The 23,892-nt window shown below is 56.0% G+C and carries 28 protein-coding genes; 19 read left to right on the top strand and 9 right to left on the bottom strand.

The features are described from left to right. Window positions 1-190 precede the first annotated feature (190 nt). The 5 genes from ABLN87_RS18415 to ABLN87_RS18395 are packed head-to-tail and all read left to right on the top strand — an operon-like array spanning window position 191 to window position 4,165. Window positions 191-811, top strand: coding sequence for a glucose-6-phosphate isomerase (locus ABLN87_RS18415; RefSeq protein WP_353013100.1), 621 nt, complete (start codon window positions 191-193; stop codon window positions 809-811). A gap of 16 nt (window positions 812-827) precedes the next feature. After that, window positions 828-1,475: a bifunctional 4-hydroxy-2-oxoglutarate aldolase/2-dehydro-3-deoxy-phosphogluconate aldolase gene (eda, locus tag ABLN87_RS18410; RefSeq protein WP_353013097.1), complete on the top strand. Its 648-nt coding sequence runs from the start codon at window positions 828-830 to the stop codon at window positions 1,473-1,475. Next, entirely contained in the window at window positions 1,472-2,428 is a 957-nt protein-coding gene (locus tag ABLN87_RS18405) for a shikimate dehydrogenase (RefSeq protein WP_353013095.1), read from the top strand. Before eda ends, ABLN87_RS18405 begins: the two co-directional genes overlap by 4 nt. Continuing rightward, a complete protein-coding gene (locus ABLN87_RS18400) occupies window positions 2,425-3,360 on the top strand; it encodes an NAD(P)-dependent oxidoreductase (RefSeq protein WP_353013093.1) in 936 nt (311 codons plus the stop codon). The genes ABLN87_RS18405 and ABLN87_RS18400 overlap by 4 nt, the downstream gene beginning before the upstream one ends. Further along, window positions 3,350-4,165: an MBL fold metallo-hydrolase gene (locus tag ABLN87_RS18395; RefSeq protein WP_353013091.1), complete on the top strand. Its 816-nt coding sequence runs from the start codon at window positions 3,350-3,352 to the stop codon at window positions 4,163-4,165. Before ABLN87_RS18400 ends, ABLN87_RS18395 begins: the two co-directional genes overlap by 11 nt. 169 nt (window positions 4,166-4,334) lie before the next feature. Here the strand turns inward: ABLN87_RS18395 and ABLN87_RS18390 are convergent, their stop codons facing one another. Next, window positions 4,335-4,760: a VOC family protein gene (locus ABLN87_RS18390; RefSeq protein ID WP_353013088.1), complete on the bottom strand. Its 426-nt coding sequence runs from the start codon at window positions 4,758-4,760 to the stop codon at window positions 4,335-4,337. Between the two features lie 104 nt (window positions 4,761-4,864). Here ABLN87_RS18390 and ABLN87_RS18385 point away from each other — a divergent pair, with 104 nt between their 5' ends. Further along, window positions 4,865-5,458 (top strand): TetR/AcrR family transcriptional regulator, encoded by a 594-nt coding sequence (locus ABLN87_RS18385; RefSeq protein WP_353013085.1) that lies wholly within the window; start codon window positions 4,865-4,867, stop codon window positions 5,456-5,458. A 225-nt stretch (window positions 5,459-5,683) separates the two neighbouring features. Here ABLN87_RS18385 and ABLN87_RS18380 read toward each other — a convergent pair whose 3' ends face one another. Beyond that, entirely contained in the window at window positions 5,684-6,157 is a 474-nt protein-coding gene (locus ABLN87_RS18380; protein ID WP_353013082.1) for a YybH family protein, read from the bottom strand. 33 nt (window positions 6,158-6,190) lie between these two features. Continuing rightward, a complete protein-coding gene (locus ABLN87_RS18375; protein ID WP_353013079.1) occupies window positions 6,191-7,000 on the bottom strand; it encodes an RNA polymerase sigma factor in 810 nt (269 codons plus the stop codon). A gap of 276 nt (window positions 7,001-7,276) precedes the next feature. Between ABLN87_RS18375 and ABLN87_RS18370 the strand changes: the two genes are divergently transcribed. The 12 genes from ABLN87_RS18370 to ABLN87_RS18315 all read left to right on the top strand — a co-directional run bounded on the left by ABLN87_RS18370 (window position 7,277) and on the right by ABLN87_RS18315 (window position 16,663). Beyond that, the gene (locus ABLN87_RS18370; protein ID WP_353013076.1) at window positions 7,277-7,426 is read left to right on the top strand and encodes a hypothetical protein; all 150 of its coding nucleotides are present in this window, start codon (window positions 7,277-7,279) and stop codon (window positions 7,424-7,426) included. A 61-nt stretch (window positions 7,427-7,487) separates the two neighbouring features. Then, on the top strand, window positions 7,488-8,663 hold the full coding sequence (locus tag ABLN87_RS18365) for a substrate-binding domain-containing protein (protein ID WP_353013073.1): 1,176 nt from the start codon (window positions 7,488-7,490) through the stop codon (window positions 8,661-8,663). A gap of 69 nt (window positions 8,664-8,732) precedes the next feature. Further along, window positions 8,733-9,497: an ABC transporter ATP-binding protein gene (locus tag ABLN87_RS18360; protein WP_353013071.1), complete on the top strand. Its 765-nt coding sequence runs from the start codon at window positions 8,733-8,735 to the stop codon at window positions 9,495-9,497. Beyond that, a complete protein-coding gene (locus tag ABLN87_RS18355) occupies window positions 9,490-10,212 on the top strand; it encodes an ABC transporter ATP-binding protein (RefSeq protein ID WP_353013068.1) in 723 nt (240 codons plus the stop codon). Before ABLN87_RS18360 ends, ABLN87_RS18355 begins: the two co-directional genes overlap by 8 nt. Before the next feature lies 1 nt (window position 10,213). Next, the gene (locus ABLN87_RS18350; protein ID WP_353013065.1) at window positions 10,214-11,245 is read left to right on the top strand and encodes a branched-chain amino acid ABC transporter permease; all 1,032 of its coding nucleotides are present in this window, start codon (window positions 10,214-10,216) and stop codon (window positions 11,243-11,245) included. A gap of 1 nt (window position 11,246) precedes the next feature. Next, window positions 11,247-12,305 carry a branched-chain amino acid ABC transporter permease gene (locus ABLN87_RS18345; protein ID WP_353013062.1) on the top strand — a complete coding sequence of 353 codons (1,059 nt, stop codon included), beginning with the start codon at window positions 11,247-11,249 and terminating at the stop codon, window positions 12,303-12,305. Continuing rightward, window positions 12,302-13,087: an alpha/beta fold hydrolase gene (locus ABLN87_RS18340; RefSeq protein WP_353013059.1), complete on the top strand. Its 786-nt coding sequence runs from the start codon at window positions 12,302-12,304 to the stop codon at window positions 13,085-13,087. The genes ABLN87_RS18345 and ABLN87_RS18340 overlap by 4 nt, the downstream gene beginning before the upstream one ends. After that, window positions 13,084-13,680, top strand: coding sequence for a TetR/AcrR family transcriptional regulator (locus ABLN87_RS18335; protein ID WP_353013056.1), 597 nt, complete (start codon window positions 13,084-13,086; stop codon window positions 13,678-13,680). The genes ABLN87_RS18340 and ABLN87_RS18335 overlap by 4 nt, the downstream gene beginning before the upstream one ends. After that, window positions 13,677-14,444 (top strand): enoyl-CoA hydratase/isomerase family protein, encoded by a 768-nt coding sequence (locus ABLN87_RS18330; protein WP_353013053.1) that lies wholly within the window; start codon window positions 13,677-13,679, stop codon window positions 14,442-14,444. The genes ABLN87_RS18335 and ABLN87_RS18330 overlap by 4 nt, the downstream gene beginning before the upstream one ends. Before the next feature lie 5 nt (window positions 14,445-14,449). Further along, window positions 14,450-15,940, top strand: a complete 1,491-nt coding sequence (locus tag ABLN87_RS18325) for an AMP-binding protein (protein ID WP_353013051.1) — start codon at window positions 14,450-14,452, stop codon at window positions 15,938-15,940. Continuing rightward, window positions 15,933-16,289: a MaoC family dehydratase gene (locus tag ABLN87_RS18320; protein ID WP_353013048.1), complete on the top strand. Its 357-nt coding sequence runs from the start codon at window positions 15,933-15,935 to the stop codon at window positions 16,287-16,289. Before ABLN87_RS18325 ends, ABLN87_RS18320 begins: the two co-directional genes overlap by 8 nt. Next, window positions 16,283-16,663, top strand: coding sequence for a phosphate acetyltransferase (locus ABLN87_RS18315; protein ID WP_353013045.1), 381 nt, complete (start codon window positions 16,283-16,285; stop codon window positions 16,661-16,663). The genes ABLN87_RS18320 and ABLN87_RS18315 overlap by 7 nt, the downstream gene beginning before the upstream one ends. Before the next feature lie 180 nt (window positions 16,664-16,843). Here the strand turns inward: ABLN87_RS18315 and ABLN87_RS18310 are convergent, their stop codons facing one another. Then, window positions 16,844-17,695 carry a fumarylacetoacetate hydrolase family protein gene (locus ABLN87_RS18310; RefSeq protein WP_353013042.1) on the bottom strand — a complete coding sequence of 284 codons (852 nt, stop codon included), beginning with the start codon at window positions 17,693-17,695 and terminating at the stop codon, window positions 16,844-16,846. A 60-nt stretch (window positions 17,696-17,755) separates the two neighbouring features. After that, complete coding sequence (gene fsa, locus ABLN87_RS18305) at window positions 17,756-18,409, bottom strand: fructose-6-phosphate aldolase (RefSeq protein ID WP_353013040.1); 654 nt, start codon at window positions 18,407-18,409, stop codon at window positions 17,756-17,758. 152 nt (window positions 18,410-18,561) lie between these two features. Between fsa and ABLN87_RS18300 the strand changes: the two genes are divergently transcribed. Next, complete coding sequence (locus ABLN87_RS18300; RefSeq protein WP_353013037.1) at window positions 18,562-19,317, top strand: FadR/GntR family transcriptional regulator; 756 nt, start codon at window positions 18,562-18,564, stop codon at window positions 19,315-19,317. A 17-nt stretch (window positions 19,318-19,334) separates the two neighbouring features. Here the strand turns inward: ABLN87_RS18300 and ABLN87_RS18295 are convergent, their stop codons facing one another. Genes ABLN87_RS18295 through ABLN87_RS18280 form a run of 4 tightly spaced genes read right to left on the bottom strand, consistent with a single transcriptional unit; the run spans window position 19,335 to window position 23,889 of the window. Then, entirely contained in the window at window positions 19,335-20,840 is a 1,506-nt protein-coding gene (locus ABLN87_RS18295) for an aldehyde dehydrogenase (NADP(+)) (protein WP_353013035.1), read from the bottom strand. Window positions 20,841-20,858: 18 nt separating this feature from the next. Next, window positions 20,859-21,992, bottom strand: coding sequence for a galactonate dehydratase (gene dgoD / locus ABLN87_RS18290; RefSeq protein ID WP_353013032.1), 1,134 nt, complete (start codon window positions 21,990-21,992; stop codon window positions 20,859-20,861). Then, on the bottom strand, window positions 21,989-22,882 hold the full coding sequence (locus ABLN87_RS18285; RefSeq protein ID WP_353013029.1) for an NAD-dependent epimerase/dehydratase family protein: 894 nt from the start codon (window positions 22,880-22,882) through the stop codon (window positions 21,989-21,991). Before ABLN87_RS18285 ends, dgoD begins: the two co-directional genes overlap by 4 nt. Before the next feature lie 2 nt (window positions 22,883-22,884). Then, window positions 22,885-23,889 carry an ABC transporter ATP-binding protein gene (locus ABLN87_RS18280; protein WP_353013026.1) on the bottom strand — a complete coding sequence of 335 codons (1,005 nt, stop codon included), beginning with the start codon at window positions 23,887-23,889 and terminating at the stop codon, window positions 22,885-22,887. Window positions 23,890-23,892: the final 3 nt, after the last annotated feature.

Genomic DNA, 23,892 nt, shown 5'->3' with positions numbered 1-23,892 from the left:
ACGCCACGCTTGCTGATGCGGTCAGAATGATACGATAAATGCCTGGTAATACACAATGTAGGGAGTTTTGCGGGCGCTGAAAAGTGCTCGCTCGATGTCTTATTGGAGTTCAAGGCCGCGTTCCTTAAACTTTCGGGGTTGAATAATATTGGCGAACAAGGTAGTAAGACTACCAAAATTGGAGATCTTGATGCTGGTAGAGCCCACGGCCCATGAAATTAATCCCGAAACCGGCGCGATGTCCGGTGCTTCGGGTCACTACGAGAAAAAATTGCGGGATTTAGAGGGGCTCTATGCCGATGCCGCGGCGTTTGAGACGCACGTCATCGAGCAGGGTGATAGCGTTGTCTATCAAGTGGACGAAATGCGCCCGGCCCAAGTGGCGGGCGACTTGATTTTCGGAACCACTTGGATGCGCCCGGGGCGTATTGGTGAAGAATTCTTTATGACACGCGGGCACATCCATGCGCGTGGCAACCGCCCTGAAACCTACTACGGCGAATCGGGTGCGGGGCTGATGCTGATGGAAAACCCCGAAGGTGAAACCAGAATCGTTGAGATTACCCCGCAAGTGATGGTCTATGTACCGCCCCTGTGGATTCACCGTTCAGTCAACACAGGCGCCGTGCCCTTAGTAATGAGCTTCTGCTACCCAAGTGACTCAGGACAGAACTACGATATCATCGCCCGCTCTGGCGGCATGGCCACTCGCATTTTTGCGAATGCCGATGGTTGGAAGGCGATCCCCAACACATCCTATCGCAAGCGAACCAAAGATGAGGTCGCTGCGGTTTACGCAACATGTGACTAAATCCGGAGAATTTACTATGGCGATTTTTGACGCGCTTTCCAGTTATGGCGTTGTGCCGGTCATCGCAATAGACGATGAAAAAGATGCTCTACCGCTAGCGGATGCATTGCTGGACGGTGGACTACCGATTGCGGAAATCACTTTCCGCACCGCGGCCGCGGCAGATGCAATCGCGGCTATAGCGGCACATCGGGCTGACATTCTGGTCGGTGCTGGAACAGTTTTAACAGAAGAGCAACTGGATGCGGCGCAAGCCGCTGGTGCTCAGTTTGGTCTGGCCCCGGGGGTTGACGCTTCGGTACTCTCCCATGCCGCTGCAAAAGGTTTACCCTTTGCTCCCGGGATCATGACGCCAAGTGATCTTCAGATTACGCTGCGCACTAGTTGCAAGATGGTCAAGTTCTTCCCCGCCATGCCTGCGGGCGGTCCAAAAATGCTGAAGAACATCGCGGCACCTTACAGCCATACAGGTGTGGGCTATAACCCGACCGGTGGCGTCACATTGGACAACCTTCCCGACTGGTTGGCAATTCCCGAGGTACGCGCTGTCGGGGGCACTTGGATCGCTAGGCGCGAAGACATTGCCGCAGGCAATTGGCAAAGAATCCGCGACAACGCCTCGCAGGCCGTCGCCCGCGTCAAGGAAATCCGGGGCGTCAAATGAGCTTTCAACCTGCTACAAAGCCTACCTTCCACTTTATCGGTGTCACGACGGGAAAATCTTCGATCATGAAGGTTTTTCCGGAATGGGCCAAGTATCTGGGTCTCGGTGATGTTGAAATGAGCGGGATCGATTTGGTGCCGCATGACACTGTCGATAACTATCGCACTGTTGTTCAGTTCCTAAAACACGATCCTTTGTCGCTAGGCGCTTTGGTCACCACCCACAAACTGGACCTGTTTGCGGCCGCCCGGGATATGTTCGACGAGATCGATCCCCATGCCGAATTGATGGCGGAAACAAGTTGCTTGTCAAAACGCGATGGGCGATTGATCTGTCATGCCAAGGATCCAATTTCATCCGGCCTATCGATTGACGGGTTCCTGCCTGAGCAGCATTTTGCCAAAACGGGCGCCGAGGTGTTTTCCATGGGGGCAGGTGGCTCCACGATAGCGCTTACTTGGCATCTGATGCAGGAAAGCCGTAACAGTAACCGGCCCACCCGCATCGTCGTGTCAAATCGGTCGCAGGCGCGGCTGGATCACATCCGGCAAATCCACGAAACGATCGGCAGCGATGTGCCCTGCGAGTACGTGCTGGCGCCCACACCGGAAGACAATGATAAGGTGATGGCGGGGCTTAAACCCGAGTCATTGGTGATCAATGCGACAGGCCTGGGGAAAGATGCGCCGGGATCGCCACTGACCATCGATGGAGTTTTTCCTGAAAAAGCTGTTGTCTGGGAACTGAACTATCGCGGTGATTTGGTATTTCTGGATCAGGCCGACGCTCAGCAACAAGCAAAAGCGCTACAAATTGAAGACGGATGGACCTATTTCATCCATGGTTGGACCCAGGTTATTGCTGAGGTGTTTGACGTTGACATCCCCACGAGTGGTCCGAAATTCGACGACATCTCTCGGATCGCCGCCGAAGTGACGGGGCGTGTGTTATGAGCCGAATTCTCGTTACGCCTCGGTCTCTTTCTCGCGGTGGGCATCCCGGTCTTGAGCCATTGCTGAAGGCTGGTTTTGAATTGGTTACCCCCACTCCTGGAGCTACACCATCTGAATCTGACCTGATCAGGGTACTACCTGGCTGCGTGGGCTGGATCGCTGGCGTCGAACCGGTCTCGGAAAAAGCTATCGAAGCAGCAGCAGACCTGCGCGCGATTTCCCGAAATGGTAGTGGGGTAGACAATCTACCGATGCATATTCTGGAAGCCAAAGACATCACCGTATGCCGTGCACAAGCTACCAACGCTCGTGGCGTCGCCGAATTGGCGCTTACCCTAGCGATGGCCGGGCTGCGCAATGTTGTTCCGACCCACGTCGGGATGAAATCTGGTGACTGGCCGCGACGGATAGGTCGTGAAATTCAAGGTGCAAAGGTTGGTGTGATCGGGCTCGGTGCAATTGGCGCCGAATTTGTCGATTTCTGCCTGATGCTGGGCGCCGCGGTCCATGGGTTCGATCCATTCGCGCCGGAGGACTTGATTATTCACGAGAATTTCGGGCGCAAGAATTTTGATGCAGTTTTTGACGGCGCGGATGTTGTTAGCCTGCACGCTCCGATGCAAAAAAATGGAAACCCATTGGTCAACTCTGCGAATTTGGCGGCTATGGCAGAAGGCGGTGTTTTGGTCAACACGGCTCGAGCCGGTCTTGTAGATGTAGAGGCCTTGTTGAACGCGTTGGATAGCGGTCAGATTGGGACATATGCAACTGATGTCTTTGAAGCTGAGCCACCCGAACCTTCACGTTTGCTTTCGCATCCAAGTGTCATCCTTACGAGCCATATAGGTGGCTTCACCAGGGAATCTGTACAACGCTCAACGGAACGCGCGGTCAGCAATCTGCTGAAAGTCCTGTCGACCGATGCTGATTGAACGGACCCCCGGGTTTCCCAAAAAAGGCGTGCCCGGCCTTTTTTGGATGGGTCAGGCGGGGTTTTGGATTGAGACAGGGCGCCACTCGGTCTTGATCGATCCCTACCTTTCAGACAGCCTTGCCCGAAAATATACGGGCAAAAAAAACGACCACAAACGCATGATGCCGGCGCCAGTCCTTGTGGGCGACCTACCGGAACCGGATTTGGTACTGGTTACGCATTCTCACACAGACCACATGGACCCAGAGACACTGGGGCCTTTGCTTCGGCGATTTCCTGAGCTGACTTTTGTGGTTCCGGCCGCTTGTCGGGATACCGCCAAACAAAAAATAGGCCCATTTGCCAATCTGCTATTGGCAGATGCGGATCAGGACTTGTCACCGCTTGAAGGATTGAAGCTGCGCGTTTTCCCTGCCGCCCACGAAGATCTCCGACGAGACGAATTGGGGCAGCACTTTTTTCTCGGCTACGGGATCGAGGCAGCTGGACTGAAGATCTATCACTCTGGCGACAGCATTCCGTTTGTGGGGTTGGACGAACGCATACGGCATTTTGCACCAGACATCGCGCTTTTGCCGGTCAACGGGCGGGATGCGATCCGGCTGGCGAACGGTATCCCTGGCAATTTCACACTAGAAGAAGCGATAGAGATAGCTAGAGATGTTCCTATCCTGATCCCACACCACTGGGGTATGTTCTCCTTCAACACGCGGGCTAGGAAAGAAATTGAGCAAGCGGCGGATGTTTTTTCCGCTCCCAGAATAGTTCTGCCGCAGGTGGGCGAAACCCTTATGATCGGGTGATGGTGAGGTGCCTTGAGTTTTGGTGCATCTCGTTGTCCGTCGCTTGATTACTATTTCCCGCGTCGGCAGGATCGGCGAACTGAGTATTGTGGTATTGGTCGACTATGATTGCGCGACCTAGGTCGATCGCGCAATCTTCATCAATCATTGGGTCTTGGGACATTCTGAATCACGACGGTACTGCGTCGGCTGCATATTGCGAGAGGAATTCCTCTGAGGGTGGAATCTGAGTGATAACATCGATCAGCACCCCGTTTGGATCGCGATAAATCGCATGGCGCTGGCCAAACGGCTCGCTCACAAGTGACTTAGCAACCGGAACGCCTTCCGACCGAAGCCGTTCGTCCACTTTGTCGACATCCTCGACTTCAAAATTGAGGATCATACCCTTAGACGCACCGCGGGAAACCTCTGGGATCGTCTCGTGGTCTGACTGGACGACCGCGAGATTGACCGACGGATCCGCTTCACTTTGTAGATGCACATACCAATCCGCCTCGAATGCTGCGCGGAAGCCAAAGTGACGTTTGTAGAACTCTGCCGTTTCAGAAACCGTTTCAGACTGAATGACCGGGTAATATTGAGTAACACGCATTTCTTTATCTCCCTAACTTACATGCACTGTGTATGTAACATCGAATTGTAAAAACATGCAAGATGTATGTAAGGTATTTGTTGTGACAATCGGAGTTGTTGGTATTGCCCCCAGAAAAACCCGCCCGACGCAGCCAGGCAAACCGACGCGCCGAAACGCGTGCCAAACTCGTAGAGGCTGCCAGAGAACTGTTTGTGAATTCGGGATTTGCCGATACTGCAACCCCAGACATCGTGCGTAGGGCCAGCGTAACTCGAGGCGCGCTGTATCATCATTTCAAGGACAAGGCTGACCTTTTCCGCGCCGTCGCAGAAGAGGAGGCCAAAGCAATCTCACACCATATTGACCAGGAAACGCGCAATGTGGCCGATCCCGAACAGGCCCTGGTGACAGGATCGAATGCCTTTTTTGAAGCGATGTTGGTCCCAGGCCGAGTACGCCTCCTGATGGAAGAGGCCCCAGCGGTATTAGGGCACAGCACCGCTGTCGCGTTGACCCGGGCCAATGGAACAGAAGAACTTCGTGAAGGGCTTTCGCGGGCTCTTCCTGAGCATTCCCCGAAGCGAATCGATGCTTTGACCAATCTGTTGTCGGCTGCGTTTGATCGCGCCGCGCTAGAGATCGCCTATGGGGGCGATCCGAACGTCTACAAAGAGGCTATGAACTACTTGGTCGGCGAAGTGCTCAACGGAAAATGAAAGACACACAGGTAGTCTGAGAGATAGAAGAAACACTTGTCCGAATAGGCAGGTTAGACACAGCGGTCTTTGATCCTTTTCAAAAACCAGCCGTGTTCACTAAAACTAAGCATGAAGAACGCCAGGGGCATTGAAGTCATCGATGCATTGGTTTTCACGTTGATGTCCTAGCCTCTACCGCGGCAGAGGCCGGGCAGGGCCACCTAGGCCTTGCCCAGCAAAATCTCACTTCGTTGCCAGCAAACGAGCGCCATGGGGGTTGTCGATAACCATTTTCCAGCTGCCATCTTCCTGTCGACGCAGGACCGCAATCGAAAGCCCGTTTTGAGCCACAGCTTGTCCATCCTGCGTTTTACCAGCCATCGTCCAGGGTGAGATGTGGATGGCAATATCGCCGTTCACGACCACATCGTGACCCGACGGATACTCAAAAACCGGGTTCAACGCCGCCATACCAGCGAACATTTCTTTTAGCATTGTATTCTCTGTAATGGGCACTGCCGGCTCGAACAGCACTGTAGCCTTGGGTTCATAGCTGTCCATAACTTCGGGGATGTTGTTGTCCATGAAGCTTTGAGTCATGTGCTCCACAGCGGCTAGCACGTCTTGTTGATCTTGTGTCACGTTTTGTCCTTCTGCTGACAAGATTTGAGGAAGAGAGAGAGCAAGAGTCGTCGCCCACGCAAGTGCATGTTTCATAAAATTCTCCTTTTGGGTTTAGGTGAGGGGGCCTTAGCCAGGCGGGTCGACAATCCGTAGAATGTCGACAGCGAAATCCTTCACGGCGCGCAGTGGGCCAGTGGCGCGCTGCAGTTTGGCCGTGATCAGCTTCGATTGGGTTTGATGGGCCCAAGTCTTGACGTCCGAATAAGCCGGGGTGTGGATGAGTTCTGCCGTCGGTGAACGGCCCACGCGGCCTGATGCCATCGCTTTGCTCAATCGGCGCGGGCAGCTGCAGACCTTGGAACCACCCGCCAAACCACAACTTGATGCGGTGAACTCCCGCACCTTTTTGCGCGCGCGCGACAATCGCTGGCGGAAATTGGCGCTTGAGATACCCAGGACCTCTGCCGCCTCGCTGTGTTCCAGCTCGAGAATGTCGCCCAGAACATAGGCCGCGCGGTGGTCCCGATCGAGGCATAGTAGCATCGCCATAGTGCATCTAATGCGCAGTTCGTTGATCATGATGTGATCTTCAGGCGCGGCCTGAGTTTCATCCACCAAGCCGTCTTTAAGATCATCAAGGAACATCGGAAATGTCAGGCTGGGATCGTTTGCGACGACTTTCCGGGCCGTCAGCAAATAGTTGGTAGCGACGCGGTAAACCCAGGTCTCGAACTTGCTGTCTCCACGATATGTCGAAAGCTTTGTGACAATGCGGATCAGGATTTCCTGCGTGGCATCTTGGGCTGCTATAGGATCGGCCAGCATTCGAGTGGCCAGGCGGTACACGCGATCTTGCACCGCGCGTACTAGATTTTCGAGTGCCAAGGCATCACCGTCTCGTGCCAATTCGATCTGCGAATGTGTTACGTCGCTCATCTTTGTGCCTTATGTCCGTGTCATTTGATCAGTTTAGACAACCAGATCGCGAGATGTGTGACAAATTCTTGCATAAAATCTTGTCCTACCGGAGTTCGGCCTGGTTACGCACCGGCTCACACTCCGCTTAACCATATGGTACGATTATGGTTTCATGACCTCTGCGCGCGGCATTACCAACACTGTCTACTGTCATTGCTAGTGTTTCGTATCCTCTACGTGACTTTCTGGTGCACCTGCTCGCTAAGACTGAAAGTGACCCGAACGATACGGTCAATGACCACTACTACAAACAGGTTCGCAAACCCTCAATCGAACATCGGGGCCATCGGTGGCGTACGTGTCATTGCGAGTGGGAACTTGGATGAAGCCCGCGCCATAGAAGTGTTCGACTCGACTATTCCCAAATTTGTGGTTGCCAAATGAGTTGACATGAATACTGATTCATGTTTCATGTTAGGCAGGAAGAAAACAGGGAGGAGCCCCCATGTTGCGCATGTTTGCGTTGACGGTTGCCGGTGCGTTAGTGACGTCCGCAGCCTCTGCAGAAATCCGAATTGCCCATGTCTATGGCAAAACCGGCCCGTTCGAGGCTTATGCGGCGCAGTCGCACAATGGTCTGAAACTGGGCCTGGAATACGCCACTGGTGGAACCATGGAGATCAATGGCGAAAAGATCGTCCTGATCGAAAAAGACACGCAGCTGAAGCCCGATATCGGTCGCGCCCAGCTGGAAGAGGCCTATGGTGACGATGACGCGCATATCGCGGTTGGCCCGGTCAGCTCGGGTGTTGCGTTGGCAATGCTTCCGGTGGCCGAAGAATACGAGCGCGTTCTAATTGTCGAACCGGCAGTAGCTGACTCAATCACCGGTGCAAACTGGAACCCCTATATCTTTCGCACGGGCCGTAACTCTTCGCAGGACGCAATTGCAAACGCAGTTGCCCTGGGCGGTGAAGGCGTGACCATCGCGACCTTGGCGCAGGATTATGCTTTTGGCCGGGATGGTGTCGCGGCGTTCAAAGAAGCGCTGGAAGCCACGGGCGCGACTGTCGCACATGAAGAATACGTGCCCACCGACACGACAGATTTCACCGCTGCAGCCGAGCGGATTTTCACCAAGATGGGTGACATTGAAGGTGAGAAAAAGCTGTTCATCATTTGGGCCGGTGGCGGCAATCCGATGGGCAAGATCAACGCGATGGAGCCCGAGCGCTTTGGCATCGAGATCGCAACTGGCGGAAACATTCTGGCCGCGTTGAAGGCCTACAAAGAACTGCCAGGTATGGAAGGTGCGACCTACTACTATTACGAGATCCCACAGAACCCGGTGAACGACTGGCTAGTGAAAACGCATTTCGAACGCTTCGACAGCCCGCCTGATTTCTTCACCGCTGGTGGCATGGCCTCTGGTCTGGCGATTGTCGAAGCGATCAAGAAAGCCGGTGGCGCGGACGATACCGAAGCGCTAATCGAAGCGATGAAGGGCATGATCTGGGAAACCCCGAAGGGCATCATGCAGTTCCGCGCCGAAGATCATCAGGCCATGCAGCCCATGTACCATTTCCGAACCGAAGTGCAGGACGGCAAAGATTATGGCGTTCCGGTGCTGGTGCGTGAAATCGGCATGGACGAAATGAACATCCCTGTCCGTAACCAGTAAACGGCAGCGTGATTCCTATCTACGCCGGGGTGGTCCAACAGGCTGCCCCGAGGATATGGGAAGAGATTCATGACACAGACACTTCTGCAAACCGAAGCACTGACCGTGCGTTTTGGCGGCCATGTGGCGGTGGACGCGGTCTCATGCAGCTTTCACGCGGGTGAACTGACAGCAATCGTTGGTCCGAATGGCGCAGGAAAAACAACCTATTTCAACCTGATTTCGGGACAAATCCCCGCAAGTTCAGGCCGTGTGGAGCTGATGGGTGAGGATATTACCCGGTTGGGCGTGGCCGAGCGGTGTGATCGCGGTTTGGGTCGGGCGTTTCAATTGACCAACCTGTTCCCCAGCCTGTCGGTTCTGGAAAACGTGCGTCTTGTGATCCAATCCAGACGTCACAAAGGGTTTGGCCTATTTTCCATGGCTGACAGCCAATCTGAATTGACAATAGCCGCGATGGCCATTCTGGAGCGTGTGCGGCTGGACACCCAAAAGGATCAGCTTGTATCCGAGCTGTCGCACGGCGATCAGCGCAAGTTGGAAGTCGCGCTTTTGATCGGTCTGGACCCGATGGTCTACATGTTCGACGAACCGACCGCGGGGATGAGCGTCGACGAAGCTCCGGTGATCCTCGACTTGATCGCCGAGATCAAAGCGGACCGGGAACGCACCGTGTTGCTTGTCGAACACAAGCTGGATGTTATTCGCAGCCTCGCGGACCGCGTGATCGTTCTGCACAATGGAGAATTGGCCGCTGACGGTGCCCCCGCGGAGGTCATGGCCTCGGCCGTTGTTCAGGAAGCCTATTTGGGGAAGGAGTTGGACCATGTCTGACCTGATCCTGTCATTGAAAGATGTGCATACCGACATCGCGCAATACCATATTCTGCAAGGCGTAGACCTGCAGGTGCCACGGGGTCAGGTCACCATGCTTCTGGGGCGCAATGGCGTCGGCAAGACCACGACGCTTAAGACCATCATGGGGCAATGGACCGCAAAGTCGGGCGAAATTCTCTATGATGGTCAGGATATTACCCGCAAGCCGGTGTTTGCACGGGCGCGGGCAGGTATCGGCTTTGTCCCCGAGGACATGGGGATTTTCAGCGATCTGACGGTTGAAGAGAACATGGCGCTTGGCAGCCTTTCGGGCAAGCTGGAGCCCAAGCGAAAAGACTGGCTTTTGAACGCTTTCCCGGCGCTTGGAACATTCTGGAAAAGTGAGGCGGGCAACCTGTCGGGTGGGCAAAAGCAGATGCTGTCCATCGCACGGACAATGGCGGAAGATCGCGCATTGTACCTGATTGACGAGCCCACCAAAGGTTTGGCCCCGGCCATCATCTCGACCATGGCGCAGGCGTTGCGCGAACTGAAGGCTCAGGGGGCCTCTGTCCTGCTGGTCGAACAGAATTTCTCGGTTGCCAAGGCCCTTGGGGACAGCGCCGCCGTCATGGATGACGGCCGGGTGATCTGGACCGGGGTCATGGCCGAGTTGAGCGAAAACAAGGGCCTGCAAGAACGTTTGATGGGTCTCAGCATGGAGGCGCATTGACATGACCGCAGCCCCCGATCACAGACCGACCTTTGCCAATGTCAGCCTGACCGAACGGCTGGACGAGGCGATGCCACTGCTGTTGATCCCGATCCTGGTGGTTTTGGGTTTCGTTGCCATAGGGGCACCGGCCAGTTGGCTGACCCTGACGGTGTCCGGCCTGGCGATGGGGATGATGATCTTCATCATGGCCTCGGGTTTGACGCTGGTATTTGGCCTAATGGACGTGATCAACTTTGGCCATGGCGCCTTTGTCTCGGTTGGCGCTTTTGTCGGGGTTTCGGTCCTGATTGCACTGGGCGACTGGACGGGCGCGGCATCGTTGCTTTTGAACATGTCTGCGGTCCTGCTGGCGGTGATTGCCGCGATGGCGGTTACAGGGATCATGGGCTGGGGGTTCGAGCGGATCATCGTTAAGCCGGTCTATGGTGCCCATCTGAAACAGATTCTGGTCACCGTCGGCGGTTTGATCGTTATCGAGCAGTTGATCCATGTGATCTGGGGCCCGGACGAGATTTTCATCAACCGTCCCGAGACCCTGAAAGGTGCCGTCACTTTTGCCGGGGCTGCGATGGAGAAATACCGCCTGCTGGCTGTTGGGATCGGTCTGGTTCTTTTCGTTGCCATGCGAGTTGTTCTGAGGCGCACAAAGATCGGCCTGATCGTTCGCGCCGGAGTGGAAAATGGCCCCATGGTCGAAGCGCTAGGCTATCGCCTGCGGCTGGTGTTCGTAGGTGTCTTTATCGCCGGTTCAGCTCTGGCCGGGCTGGGGGGCGTGATGTGGGGCCTGTACCAAGAAGTCATTACCGCCGGGATGGGGGAAAGGATGATGGTTCTGGTCTTCATCGTGGCCATTATCGGCGGGCTGGGGTCGGTCGAAGGGGCCTTTATCGGTGCGCTTCTGGTGGGACTGTTGCAGAATTACGTGGCCTTTCTGGAACCCAAACTGGCGCTGGTGTCCAACATTGCGCTGATGACGGCAATTCTGATGTGGCGGCCGCAAGGCATGATGCCCGTAGTGAAGGCGAAGTAAGATGCTGGTAAAACTACTTTCCGGAGATCAACCGCGATCTGCCATCCTGACGGCCATTCTGCTGGTCATCCTGATTTGCCTTGCGGGCGCGCCCTTTATCTTTGACGGGGTGCGGGCGCTGGATACGGCTGCCAGGATCTGTATCTTTATCCTGCTGGTGGCAAGTTATGATCTTTTGCTCGGCTACGGCGGCATCGTCAGCTTTGCGCATACGATGTTCTTTGGTTTGGGAGCCTACGGTGTCGCGTTGGCGTCAACCTATATGGGGCGCGGCTTTGACGCGCTGCTGCTGGGGTCGGTATCGGGCGCTTTAGCCGCTGTTGTCCTGGCCTTGCTTATCGGTCTCTTCAGCCTGCGCGTGCGGGCGATCTTTTTTGCCATGATCACTCTGGCCGTGGCCTCGGCCGTCGCGGTTCTGGTGTCGCAATTCTCGGGGCTGACCGGGGGTGAGGATGGGCTGACCTATAAGATCCCACGGGTTTTGACCTCGGCCAACCGCATGGGAGATTTCTTGGGCACACGTATCAGCGGCAAGATACTTAACTACTATCTGGTGTTCTTTGCGGCGCTGATCTTGTTCCTGTTGTTGCTGCGCATCGTAAACTCGCCGTTTGGCCGCGTGTTGCAAGCGATCCGCGAGAACGACTTTCGGGCCGAGGCGATTGGATACCGGGTCGTCTGGTATCGCACCGTGGCGACCTGTCTTTCGGCTGCGACCGCGGCGCTGGCGGGCAGCCTGTTTGCCATCTGGTTGCGCTATGTCGGGCCGGACACCACGCTGAGCTTTGAGATAATGCTCGACATTCTGCTGATGGTGGTGATCGGCGGTATGGGCACGATGTACGGCGCGGTGATTGGCGCAACCTTGTTCATTCTGGCGCAGACCTACCTGCAAAACCTGATGGGCACCGCGTCCGAGGCCACCTCGGCCCTGCCGCTGATCCCCGATCTGCTGGACCCGGACCGCTGGCTGATGTGGTTGGGTATCCTCTTTATCCTCAGCGTCTACTTTTTCCCGACAGGTATCGTGGGCCGATTGCGCGCGCGTCGTGCTTCATGACTGTGCCGGTCGTCTTTTTGCACGGGTGGGCGATGAACGGGGCGGTGTTTGATGACCTGGCCCGACGCCTGGGGTCAGATTTTGACTGCCACGCCCCGGACATGCCCGGTCACGGCAAGCATAGCAAGGCGGTCTCCAGTCTGGACGCCTGCGCAGCCGTCGCCAAACACTGGACCGACCGATTGGACCGACCCATTCTAGTGGGCTGGTCGATGGGGGCAGGAGCCGCCTGGCGATACGTGTACCAGAACGGAACCTCTGCACTGCGTGCGCTGGTAACCATCGACATGAGCCCACGCATGATGCCGGGCCCGAATTGGGACCTTGGGCTGTTGGGTCAGAGCTCGGCTTCGATTCAGGCAACTGCAGACCGGATCATCCCCGATTGGCAGAATATGGCGGGGGGCATTGCGCATTTGATGTTTGCGCCCGACAGTTCCCCCACACTCAGCCGCAGCGAAATCCAAGCGTTGTTGCTGTCGCAAAACCCGGTTCACCTACAACCGATGTGGGAGGAACTCAAGTTGATGGATGAGCGGGACACCATCTCAAGAATCGACATCCCCTATCTGATCTGCGCCGGAGCGCAAAGCCGATTGTACCGGCCCGAGGTCGCGCGCTGGACCGCTGCGCAGGCTAAACATGCGCGTATTCAGAGCTTTGCGAATTCCGGACACTCGCCACATCTAGAAGAACCTGACGCTTTTTGTGATGCGTTGCGCGGCTTTGTTGCGGCAGAAAGGCTGGCAATGCAACACCAGGACCAAGAAGTAAGCCAATGACCAAAGCCACAAACGCCAAACCCAAAACAAAACGCGGGATCGAGCGCCGGGCACAGATCCTTGCCGCGGCTGAAAAGGTGATCGGTCAACAGGGTTTTGCAGCTGCGTCCATCGCTGATATCACCCGCGCCGCCCAAACCGCACTGGGCACGTTCTATATCTATTTTTCGGGCAAGGATGAGGTCTTTCGCGAGCTTGTACAGGAAATGGGCCACGCCACACGTGCGCAGGCTGCGGAACGTGTGGCCGGAGCGAAAAACCGGCTTGAATCCGAACGGGCCGGTTTGATGGCCTACCTGACCGTTGTTCGGGATCGTCCGATGCAATACCGCATCGTTGAAGAAGCGCGCTTTGTCGATCCGCAAGCCTATCGGGAGTATTACACCGAGTTTGGCAAAGCCTATGCCGATCAGCTGGATCAGGCCGTCGCCAAAGGCGAGATATCGCCGGGGGATGCCGAAATTCGGGCCTGGGCGCTGATGGGCGTGGCCAAAACCTTGGGGGAACGGTTCGTACTTTGGGAAGACGACGTGGATCTTGAGAGGGTCGTGGATGAAGCTCACAAGTTCATATGCAACGGATTGGCACCATGAGTGAACTGGTTGTCTGCGATCAGCTAACGCTGCAAAATGACGAACCCTGTTTCCGCATTCGGATGCAAGCGCCACGAGCCAACGCCCTTGAACCTGCTTTGTTGCAGGAATTGCACCATGCCTTTGATGCGCTGGAGCATTCGGGTTGCAAAAAGGCGCTGATGACCGGTGGGCGAAACTTCTCAACCGGGGGCGATGTCGGTCGTTTTTTTGACGCTGCGCAGCGTGGCGACGCAGCAACCTATGCCGACGCCGTAGTGCCCGCACTGCAAAAGCTGATCCTGGGGATGATCAGTCTGCCGGTTGTCATTGCCTCGGCCATTCAGGGTGCGGCAACCGGTGGATCAGCGGGCCTTGTTTTTGCATCCGATATTGTCACCGCCGCGCCGGGTGCCTTTGTTCAACCATACTACGGCGTCATGGGCTTTGCCCCAGACGGAGGATGGACCGCGCTTTTGCCCGAGCTGATTGGGACAGGGCACGCGCAAAGCTGGCTTATGACCAATGCCCGTCATGGCGCCGACAGGCTTGAAACCATGGGTCTGGTGCAAGCTGTGGATGCTGATCCCGAGATGCGGGCACTGGCCGAGTTGGGCGGGATAGAAACAGGGTCGGCCCTGGCCACCAAATCCATGATTTGGACCGAGGCGCGGCGCGCCACGGTGCAAGCCGGGCTGGATGCTGAAGCGGCAGGATTTCAGAAGCTCATCGGGCGACAAGAGACCCTGTCGCGCATGGCTGTGTTTCTGCAGGAAACGGGATAGTTGTGATGTTCGACGTGATTCCAGATATGGCCGCCAAACGGGCCGAGCTGAGCCCTGCGGATGTGGCTTTTCATGACACCGCGACCGGGCGCAACTGGAGCTTTGCGGCAATCAACGCAGCCGCCGACGCCGTAGCCGCAGGGTTTCGCGCACGCGGGTTGGTCGAAGGCGACAGGGTCGCCATCCTGTGCCACAACCGAACCGAGTTTTTCATCACGCTTTTTGCCTGCCAAAAAACGGGGGCGATCCTGTGCCCTCTCAATTGGCGTCAACCGGTGGCGGAATTGGTGGATACGGTTGAACAAGTGGGTCTATCGCTGCTTTTGACCGACGCAGATTTTGCAGACACGGCGCATGGGCTGGGTCAAGCAATTGGCGCGCCCGTCCTTACACTGGAACGAGACGTGGCGGACTGGATCACTCAGGGGGGTGCCGCCCTGACGGCTCCGATCCCGGCAGAGCGCCCCTGGTATCTGTTGTTTACATCCGGGACGACCGGTCTGCCAAAATCCGTGATCCAAACAGCACGTATGGCTTGGGCCAATACCGTTAACATTGGGCAGGCCATCGACATCACCTCGAAGGATCGCGCGGCGTGTTTCCTGCCGTTGTTTCATACCGCCGGGATCAATCTTTATACATTGCCGATTTTTCTGACCGGCGGGTGTTCAACAGTTTTGCCAAAATTCGACATCGAGACGATCCATCCCCTGTTGCAAAGCGGCCAGATTAATCAGTTCTTTGCGGTTCCTGCCGTCTATCAGGCTTTGTCTTTGTCCCCCGACATCGATCAGATTGATTGGTCCTCGATCTGCTGCGGATGCGGGGGCGCGCCACTGCCGGAACCTTTAATCCATTTTTTCGCAAAAAGGGGGGCCAAGGTCCTGAACGGCATGGGTATGACCGAAACCGGTCCCACGGTGTTTCTGATGGACAGCGCCCATGCGGCAGAAAAAATTGGCTCGGTCGGCAAACCGCAAAGCCTAGTCGAGGTGCGGTTGGACGGTGTGGTGGTCGGCGCCGAAGGTTCAGGGGAATTGCAGTTGCGTGGACCGGGTGTCACGCCGGGATATTATGCCAACCCTTCGGCTACCGAAAAGACGTTCACCGAAGACGGCTGGCTGCGCACGGGCGATGTCGCGCGACGTGATGCTGACGGGTATTATTTTATCGTGGACCGGATAAAGGACATGTTCATCTCGGGTGGCGAGAACGTCTATCCGGCCGAGGTTGAGCGGATTTTGAATGCCCATCCGTCCATTCTGGAAAGCGCTGTTCTGGGTGTGCCGGATCTGAAATGGGGCGAAACCGGAGCCGCCTTTGTCATGCTGCGCCCCGGAGAAACGCTTGAGCCTGAAACCTTGTTTGATTGGTGCCGGGAACGTCTGGCTGGGTACAAGGTCCCGGCTCATCTACGCATCGTTGACGATTTTCCGCGCACGGCCGCTGGTAAAATCCGCAAACCGGACCTGCGAGAGGGGTTTCACAGTGATTGAGTTGCAAGAAAGTTGGACCCCAACCCAGGCAGAATTCGATGCCTTTGCCGCCGTTTCGGGAGACAATAACGCCATCCACGTGGATCCAACCTTTTGCGCAACGACCACCTTTGGGCGAACGGTCAGCCATGGAATGCTGATCTACACAAAGCTCTGGGGGATGTTGAAACGCGACAATTCTGCGATCCGGCAGGTCAGCCAAAAGCTGATGTTCCCAAACCCGGCGTTCACCGAAGAGGAACTTGAACTGAAGATCACGGAAAAAGCGCCCGGGCTGGTAGAGATGCGCGTAATTCGATTAGCTGATGGTGCTGAATGCCTGCTTGGCGAGGCGGAAATTTCATGCTGAGCATCGGTCAGACGGCCCAAATCACTCGCACTTACACCCCTGCCGATTTGGCGGCTTTTTCAGTCCTCAGCGGGGCCGAGGTCACCGAGGTGCCGGAGCCGTTGATCGCGGCCTTGTTCTCTTACCTGCTTGGGGTGGAATTGCCCGGATCGGGCACGAACTACCTGAAACAAGAGTTGAGTTTCAAAGCCCCAGCGCCAGTTGGCCAGCCTTTGACCGCCAAGGTCGAAATCATCCGCTTGCGGGACGACAAGCATTTGGTCGATCTTTGGGCCAGCTGCACTTCGACGGGTGGCAGAGTGATCTGCGAAGGTCGCAGCCTTGTGAAAGCCACAGACGTAGAAGGGGCATTCATGGCGGCTTGGAAAGTGTAGACGCACTACTGACCTCGTTGTGCCATTGTCGCAAATCCGACCGCGCCCCGGTTGGAATTGGTTCGGTAGCATACCCAACTCAACTAAAGCTTGGTTCACGTAACACCCTTCTCAGGGAACCGCCACCTCGTTGAACCACGGGAAATGGTCGATTGCCGAGGAGGTGTTCCAACAAAAACATCAATCAACTCGCCCGGCAGACACAATCTGTCTTTGCACACCAAGGCCCGTCACACCCAGCTCTATCTGATCACCCGGTTTCAGATAAATCTCTGGGTCGTGTCCCATGCCCACGCCCGGAGGCGTGCCGGTTGAAATCACGTCACCTGGTTGCAGGCTCATGAATTGAGAGAGGTGGGAGATCACAGTGGCGACGTCGAAATGCATCGTCTTTGTGGACCCATCCTGAAATCGGCGACCGTTGACTTCAAGATACAAATCCAGGTCCTGGGGATCAGCAACCTCGTCCCGGGTGACCAACCAAGGACCTATCGGTCCGAAGGTATCGCAGGATTTGCCTTTGGTCCATTGTCCGGAACGATGGAATTGGAAGTCGCGCTCGCTCAGGTCGTTGACCACGCAGTACCCTGCAACGTGGTCCAGCGCTGTCTCGACCGGCACATATTTTGCCTCTTTGCCTATCACCACGCCCAATTCGACTTCCCAGTCGGTTTTGACGGATCCGCGCGGGATCACCACGTCATCGTTTGGGCCGGCAATTGCCGAGTTCGCCTTGAAGAAAATCACTGGTTCCTCCGGCAACTCCAGGCCGCTTTCAGCGGCGTGGTCGGCATAATTCAACCCGATGCAAAGGAATTTACCTACCCGCCCGACGCAGGGACCGATACGTTGATTGCTTTCTACAATGGGAAGGTTCGCAGGGACTATGGTCCGAAGGGCCTCCAGACTCATATCGCTCAACACTTCTCCGGCGATGTCCTCGACGACATTGGACAAATCACGGATTTGACCGTGGTTATCCAGCAGTCCGGGTTTTTCAGCGCCGACTGGCCCATAACGAAGAAGTTTCATTGGTATGGCTCCCTGGTCTTCCTGGTTCGTAAGACGAAGTTTGGTGTTGCGAAGCTAAAGTCAGAGGATTGTTTGACCGGTTGCGACCCAGTCCTTCGTGAACTGGTCTATGCCTTTGTCCGTCAAAGCGTGGTTTACCAGCGCTTTGATAACTTGCGGAGGCACGGTTGCGGCATCTGAGCCAGCAATTGCTGCGTCCTTCACGTGATTTGCGGTTCTAACAGAAGCTGCCAGGATTGCTGTCTCGAATTCAAAATTGTCGAAGATCGTTCGAATTTCACGGATCAACTGCATCCCATCGATGTTCTGATCATCAAGCCTGCCAACAAATGGCGATACATAGGTGGCACCAGCCTTCGCCGCCAATAGCGCTTGATTGGCCGAAAAACACAGTGTCACATTGGTTTCGATACCTTCGGATGCAAATAGCCGACATGCTTTCAAGCCATCAAGCGTTAGGGGCAGCTTGATCACAACGTTGTCGGCGATCTTGGCCAGATGTCGGCCTTCCTCCACCATCCCGTCGAAGTCAGTAGCAGCGACCTCTGCCGAATCCGGTCCGGTAACGACGGTACAGATTTCCGCGATCACTTCTTTGAAATCCCGGCCAGATTTGGCGATCAGAGAGGGATTGGTGGTAACGCCGTCAAGCAAACCAAACGCGGTTAGATCTTTGATATCTTCAATGATTGCTGTATCAGCAAAGAATTTCATTAAGTGTCTCCTTGTTCGTCGTTTGGTGGGATTTGAACTCCCGAGTCGTGGAATTGCCCTGCCATGTTGTCGTCGTTCTTTCGCGGATCAGGGTGAAACGGGCTGGCAACATCTTCTTCTTTCAGATAGCATCTAGAAATGAGGGAACCACAATGAACATTGCATCGCAGCCACCATTCACGATTCCGGACATATATCTCTCCGAATTGCCGACCGGTGCCGCGAAAAGTGCGGTCAACACGCTTGGAACGAAGATCGCCAAAGGCGAGTTTCCGATTGGCGCGACCATTCCGAAAGAAGCGGATCTGGCACAACTTCTTGGGGTTTCGCGGACCATTGTCCGCGATGCAGTGAAGGTTCTCTCCGGAAAAGGCATGGTGCGTACGGCGCGACGCTATGGCACCCGAGTTCTGCCGTTTGAAAGCTGGAACCTGATGGACCCCGACGTGATCAGCTGGCATGACCCGGCGAGTCCTGCGGCCACACGCGTGTACCGCGACTGTACACAGTTGCGGTATATCGTGGAACCGGAAGCTGCGGCATTGGCGGCGATCAACGCGACCGCCGAACAGCGGCAAACAATTTTGCGCGCAGCCGAGCACATCAGTCTGGACAAGTCCGGTCCGCATGGGATGATTGCGGCGGACTATACGTTTCACGCAACTATCCTTGAGGCAACCGGCAACGTCATGTTGCGCCAAATGCAGGGCTTTATCCTGGCGTTGCTGCAGTTCTCGTATCCAACTGGAGCGCAAGTGGCTCCTGAGGAGAAGGTCTCTCGCCGCAAGCATATTCTTGTTGCCGAAGCTATCGCCGCGAGGGATTCCGGGGCCGCGCGTAACCGGATGGCCGACATGCTGAAGCAGAACAAGATGATCGCCGACCTCATTGACGGCAGGGACGGTTAACGCGGTTGGAGGAGGAGTCATTCCAACGTCACCGGCAACAGGTCGGAAGGCACATTTTGATAGCAAACCGGTCGCAGAAAGCGGCGGATCGAAAGGGTTCCAACCGAGGTTGCCCCGAAATTTGTAGTGGCAGGATATGGGCCACCATGTACCATGCTGCCACAGACCTCGACGCCCGTGGGAAATCCGTTGACCAGCACCCTTCCAGCTTTGCATTCCAGAACCGGCAAGAGGCGACCTGCCAGTTGGTTATCGCCTCGGTCCATGTGGATCGTGCAGGTTAACTGGCCCTTGAGCGACTTTGCGACCGCCAGCATTTCGTTTGTGTTCTTTGCAATGACAATCAATCCCAGCGGGCCGAAGACTTCTTCGCCAAGCGCCTCGTTGGCTAGCCACTGTTGCGCCGTGGTCTGGAAGAGCTGGGGCGCGGCCTGTCGTGGGCCGCAGGTGCTTGCGAGAAGTTCCTGAACTAGTCCATTGGCCGTAAGACGCTCGGAACCGGTCTCGTAGGATGCCGCGATACCGGAAGTGAGCATGGTTTGCGGGTCGACCCTTCTGAGTGCCTGGCTTGTGGCATTGATGAATGTCGGCGCCTCATCTCCGTCGACCAGCACGACCACGCCGGGATTTGTACAGAATTGCCCTGCACCCATTGTCAGCGAGGCCGCCCAGCCAGTCGCAATGTCTTGTCCCTTGGCCGCCACTGCGTTCGGCAATAGAAACATCGGGTTGACTGACCCGAGTTCTCCGAAAAACGGGATCGGCTCGGGTCTTGCGGCGCACAGGTCAAAAAGCGCACGCCCGCCGCGATGCGATCCGGTGAACCCGACCGCCTTGATGGACGGGTGCTGAACCAATGCCTGACCGACTTCGAGTCCACCACCTTGAATCAGGCTGAAGACACCGGGAGGCATATCACAAGCCTTGATCGCCGCATCAATGGCCTGGGCGACTAAATCTGATACACCCGGATGGGCATAATGCCCGCGGACAACAACCGGGCAGCCGGAAGCGAGCGCGGCGGCAGTGTCACCACCCGCAGTGGAAAATGCCAACGGGAAGTTCGAAGCGCCGAATACCGCCACCGGGCCGATCGGGCGCTGAATGAGATGCAGGTCAGGACGCGGCATTGGCGTCCGGTGCGGCAAGGCTGGATCATAACGCAAGTCAAGGTGATCGCCCTTTTCAATGTGGTCTGCAAAGAGTTTGAGTTGCCCAACCGTTCGTCCGCGCTCTCCTTCGAGACGCCCTGCAGGCAGCCCGGTTTCCTTCACGCCCTGTTCCGTGATTTCCGATCCCCGACGATCGATTTCGTCAGCAATTCGACAGAGAAAGGCAGCCCTCTTGGCCGTGTCAGCCCAGCCAAAGGTCCAAAACGCCTCTTCAGCCGCCCTTGCAGCCTGGTCAATCAGCGCAACTGTCCCGGCTGCAAACTTATCCTGCGCGTTGGAAATCGGTTCGTTGGAAAAAGTGTTTTCTCCGCCGGTCCATTGACCCGCGATCAGATGTTGCCCTTTGAGCATTATCGGTTTCTCCGGAAGTTACCAGTTTGCGAAAGATCCATCTTTTCGTTTGAGGATCGGCAAGTGTTCGTGGGTAAAGGGATAGTTCTCAAGCGCTTCAGCCTGCAGAGTTACACCCAACCCCGGTTCGCCTAGGCAGGTTAGCCATCCATCCTCCCAAATCTGATCGGTAGCAATCAAATCCGGGACGCATTCACCGGGCCGCCTTGGCAGTTCCTGAACCAACACGTTGGGACTGCTGAGGTTGAGGTGCAGACAGGCGGCGGTGGAAATCGGCCCGATGGGGTTATGAACCGCCAGATCGATCATATGAGTTTCACACTGGCCAGCGATCTTTTTCGCTTCGGTCAATCCACCGGCAATGCACAGATCGATGCGCGCATAGTCGATAAGATTCTGTTCCACAAAGGGACGAAATTGCCATTTATTTGCCAGTTGCTCACCAGCAGCGAGCGGCACGGAAGTTTGTTGTCGCAACCCAGTGTAGCCTTCTGCAAACTCCGATCGCAGCGGGTCCTCGACGAACATGGGTCGGAACTCTTCAACCTGACGGCAGAAATAGGTTGCTTCCGTAGGTGTGAGTTTTGTATGCGCATCGAAGACCAGTTCTATATCGGGCCCGAGTTCTGCACGAAGCAATCGAAACTCCTCGATTGCCTTGTCCACGGCCCAACGCCCGCGCATGACCATATCTGGTTTGTAGGAGGGCTCCCATCTCAACACTTTCCAGCCTTCCGAAACAGCATTTCGGGCGGCTTCTAGTGTTTCTTGAGGCGTATCGCCCCCGATATGGCAATAGCTTAGGACCTTTTCGCGTGTTGAGCCCCCCAGCAACTCGTAAACCGGCACACCCAGAGCCTTACCCTTGATGTCATGTAGCGCTAAATCAATAGCGGCAATCGCACTGGATAGCACCTGGCCCGACGGGTGAAAGCCAGACCGCCACATCGTCTGCCAAAGATGCTCGATCCTGAACGGATCCTGACCAATCAACAGGCTTTTCAGGTCGCGGATCATACCTTCGACGGCGTATTCTCGGCTGGTTAGCCCGCTTTCACCGAGCCCGTAGATGCCCTCGTCGGTCTCGACTACGACAATCAGAAGCGTGCGCCACTCTTTGAGGAAATGGGTTTTGATGTCAGTAATCTTCACGATGCATCATCCTTGTTAGTCGCGCTCGGATCGATTTCCAATATGGAAGACCACGTGTATTCCGGCTCCCAGCCCAGCAGGATACGCGCCTTGTTGCAGTCAAGCATTGCGTGGCGACCGGTCAGGCCGTGATGGATTTTGACTTCAGGCATGGTTTGCTCGACCAGTTCCCGGCTTGGCTGTTTCATGATCGTGTCGACGGCGGCAATGTTGAACACCTCGGCCCCGGACAGGTCTGCCTCCAATGCCAGCCGCACGGCCCGCGCGGCATCGCGGCAGTCAATGTAGCCCCAAAGATTAAACTTGCGGCTGTTGAGATCGTCCCAGTAGCCTGGGATCTTCTGGAAAGACGGCACTGCGGCGACATCGTCGTAAAGAACATTGGATAGTCGCAATCCGATAATGGTCATGCCATGCATCTCAGCCATAAGCTCAGCGATGGTTTCCGAAGCCGCCTTGGACACGGCGTAGCCCGTCTGGGGCGCCGGCGTCGCGGTTTCGGTCAGAGGAACCTCGGGCGGCTGGTTCTCGATAAAGGGGAACCCGAAGATAGTTTCCGAGCTCGCCCAAACAATGCGCTTGATACCAAGTGCTGCAGCCGCGTTGAAGGCGTTGAACAAGGCCACGGTATTGTTAGCAAATCGATCGGCCGCACCGCGATGATCTTCGTCGGGATGCGGGTTGCCGGCCATATGCACAAGCATGTCGCTACCCGTCATTGCCTCGAGAACCGCGTCATAGTCGGTCATGTCGAGCTGAGCGAAGGGGCAAAGCTCTTCATTCGGCGGATTTATATCGAGATTCAGGCAGTCGTAGCCTTTCGCGAGGAGATCGCGAATGATGGCATTGCCCGCACCGCCGCTTCCTCCGGTCACACAAACTTTTGTCATGTTCAGGCCCGCTCAACTGCGCCGTCAGCATGGAACAGGTGTATGTTTCCAGCCCGTGGCGTCATGAAAATCTTGTCCCCGGTCGAGATTGGCACCTCACCCGGAAGGCGCACGGTGATGCTGCCCACACTTTCACTATCGACATAGGCGACCGTGTCGGATCCCAGGTGTTCCGCATATCGCAACCGTCCTTCCCATTCGCCGGCGTCAGGTGACACGTCGATATGCTCTGGTCTCACGCCAAGGATCCTGGATTTTCGGGCTTCCGCGATGCGGCCTTCGATCAGGTTCATTTTGGGCGAGCCGATGAATCCGGCTACAAACGGATTACCCGGCGCGTTGTAGAGATCCATCGGGCGGCCAACCTGTTGGATTATACCGTCCTTCATGATCACGATCTGGTCTGCCATCGTCATCGCTTCGACCTGGTCGTGGGTGACATAGACCATCGTCGCGCCGAGTTTGGCGTGTAGTTCCGCAAGCTCAACACGCATCTGGGTGCGAAGCGCCGCATCAAGATTGGACAAAGGTTCGTCGAACAGGAAGACCTTGGGCTTGCGTACGATCGAACGCCCGATGGCGACCCGTTGCCTTTGGCCGCCCGACAGTTGGCGTGGTTTACGTTCCAAAAGCGGACCGAGCTGCAGGATTTCGGCGGCCTCTTCGACCCGGCGGTCGATCTCTACCTTGGGGGTTTTGGCCAGTTTCAGACCAAACCCGATATTCTGGCGAACGCTCATGTGTGGATACAGCGCGTAGCTTTGAAACACCATGGCAATCCCACGGTCAGACGGTTTTGCGCGGGTTACGTCCTCGCCGCCAATATGTATTGAGCCATCGGTCACGTTTTCCAGCCCAGCAATCATTCGCAGCAGCGTTGATTTTCCGCAACCGGAGGGTCCGACGAGAACGCTGAAACTCCCGTCAGGAATTGTCAGCGACAAATCCGGAATAACTTCGACAGACCCGAAGGTCTTTTTTACGTTGCTCAGATGAACTTCAGCCATCGG

It is taken from the genome of Ruegeria sp. SCP10 (genome assembly GCF_040329495.1).
GTDB lineage: Bacteria > Pseudomonadota > Alphaproteobacteria > Rhodobacterales > Rhodobacteraceae > Ruegeria.
This window is presented reverse-complemented; position numbering and strand designations above follow the sequence as displayed.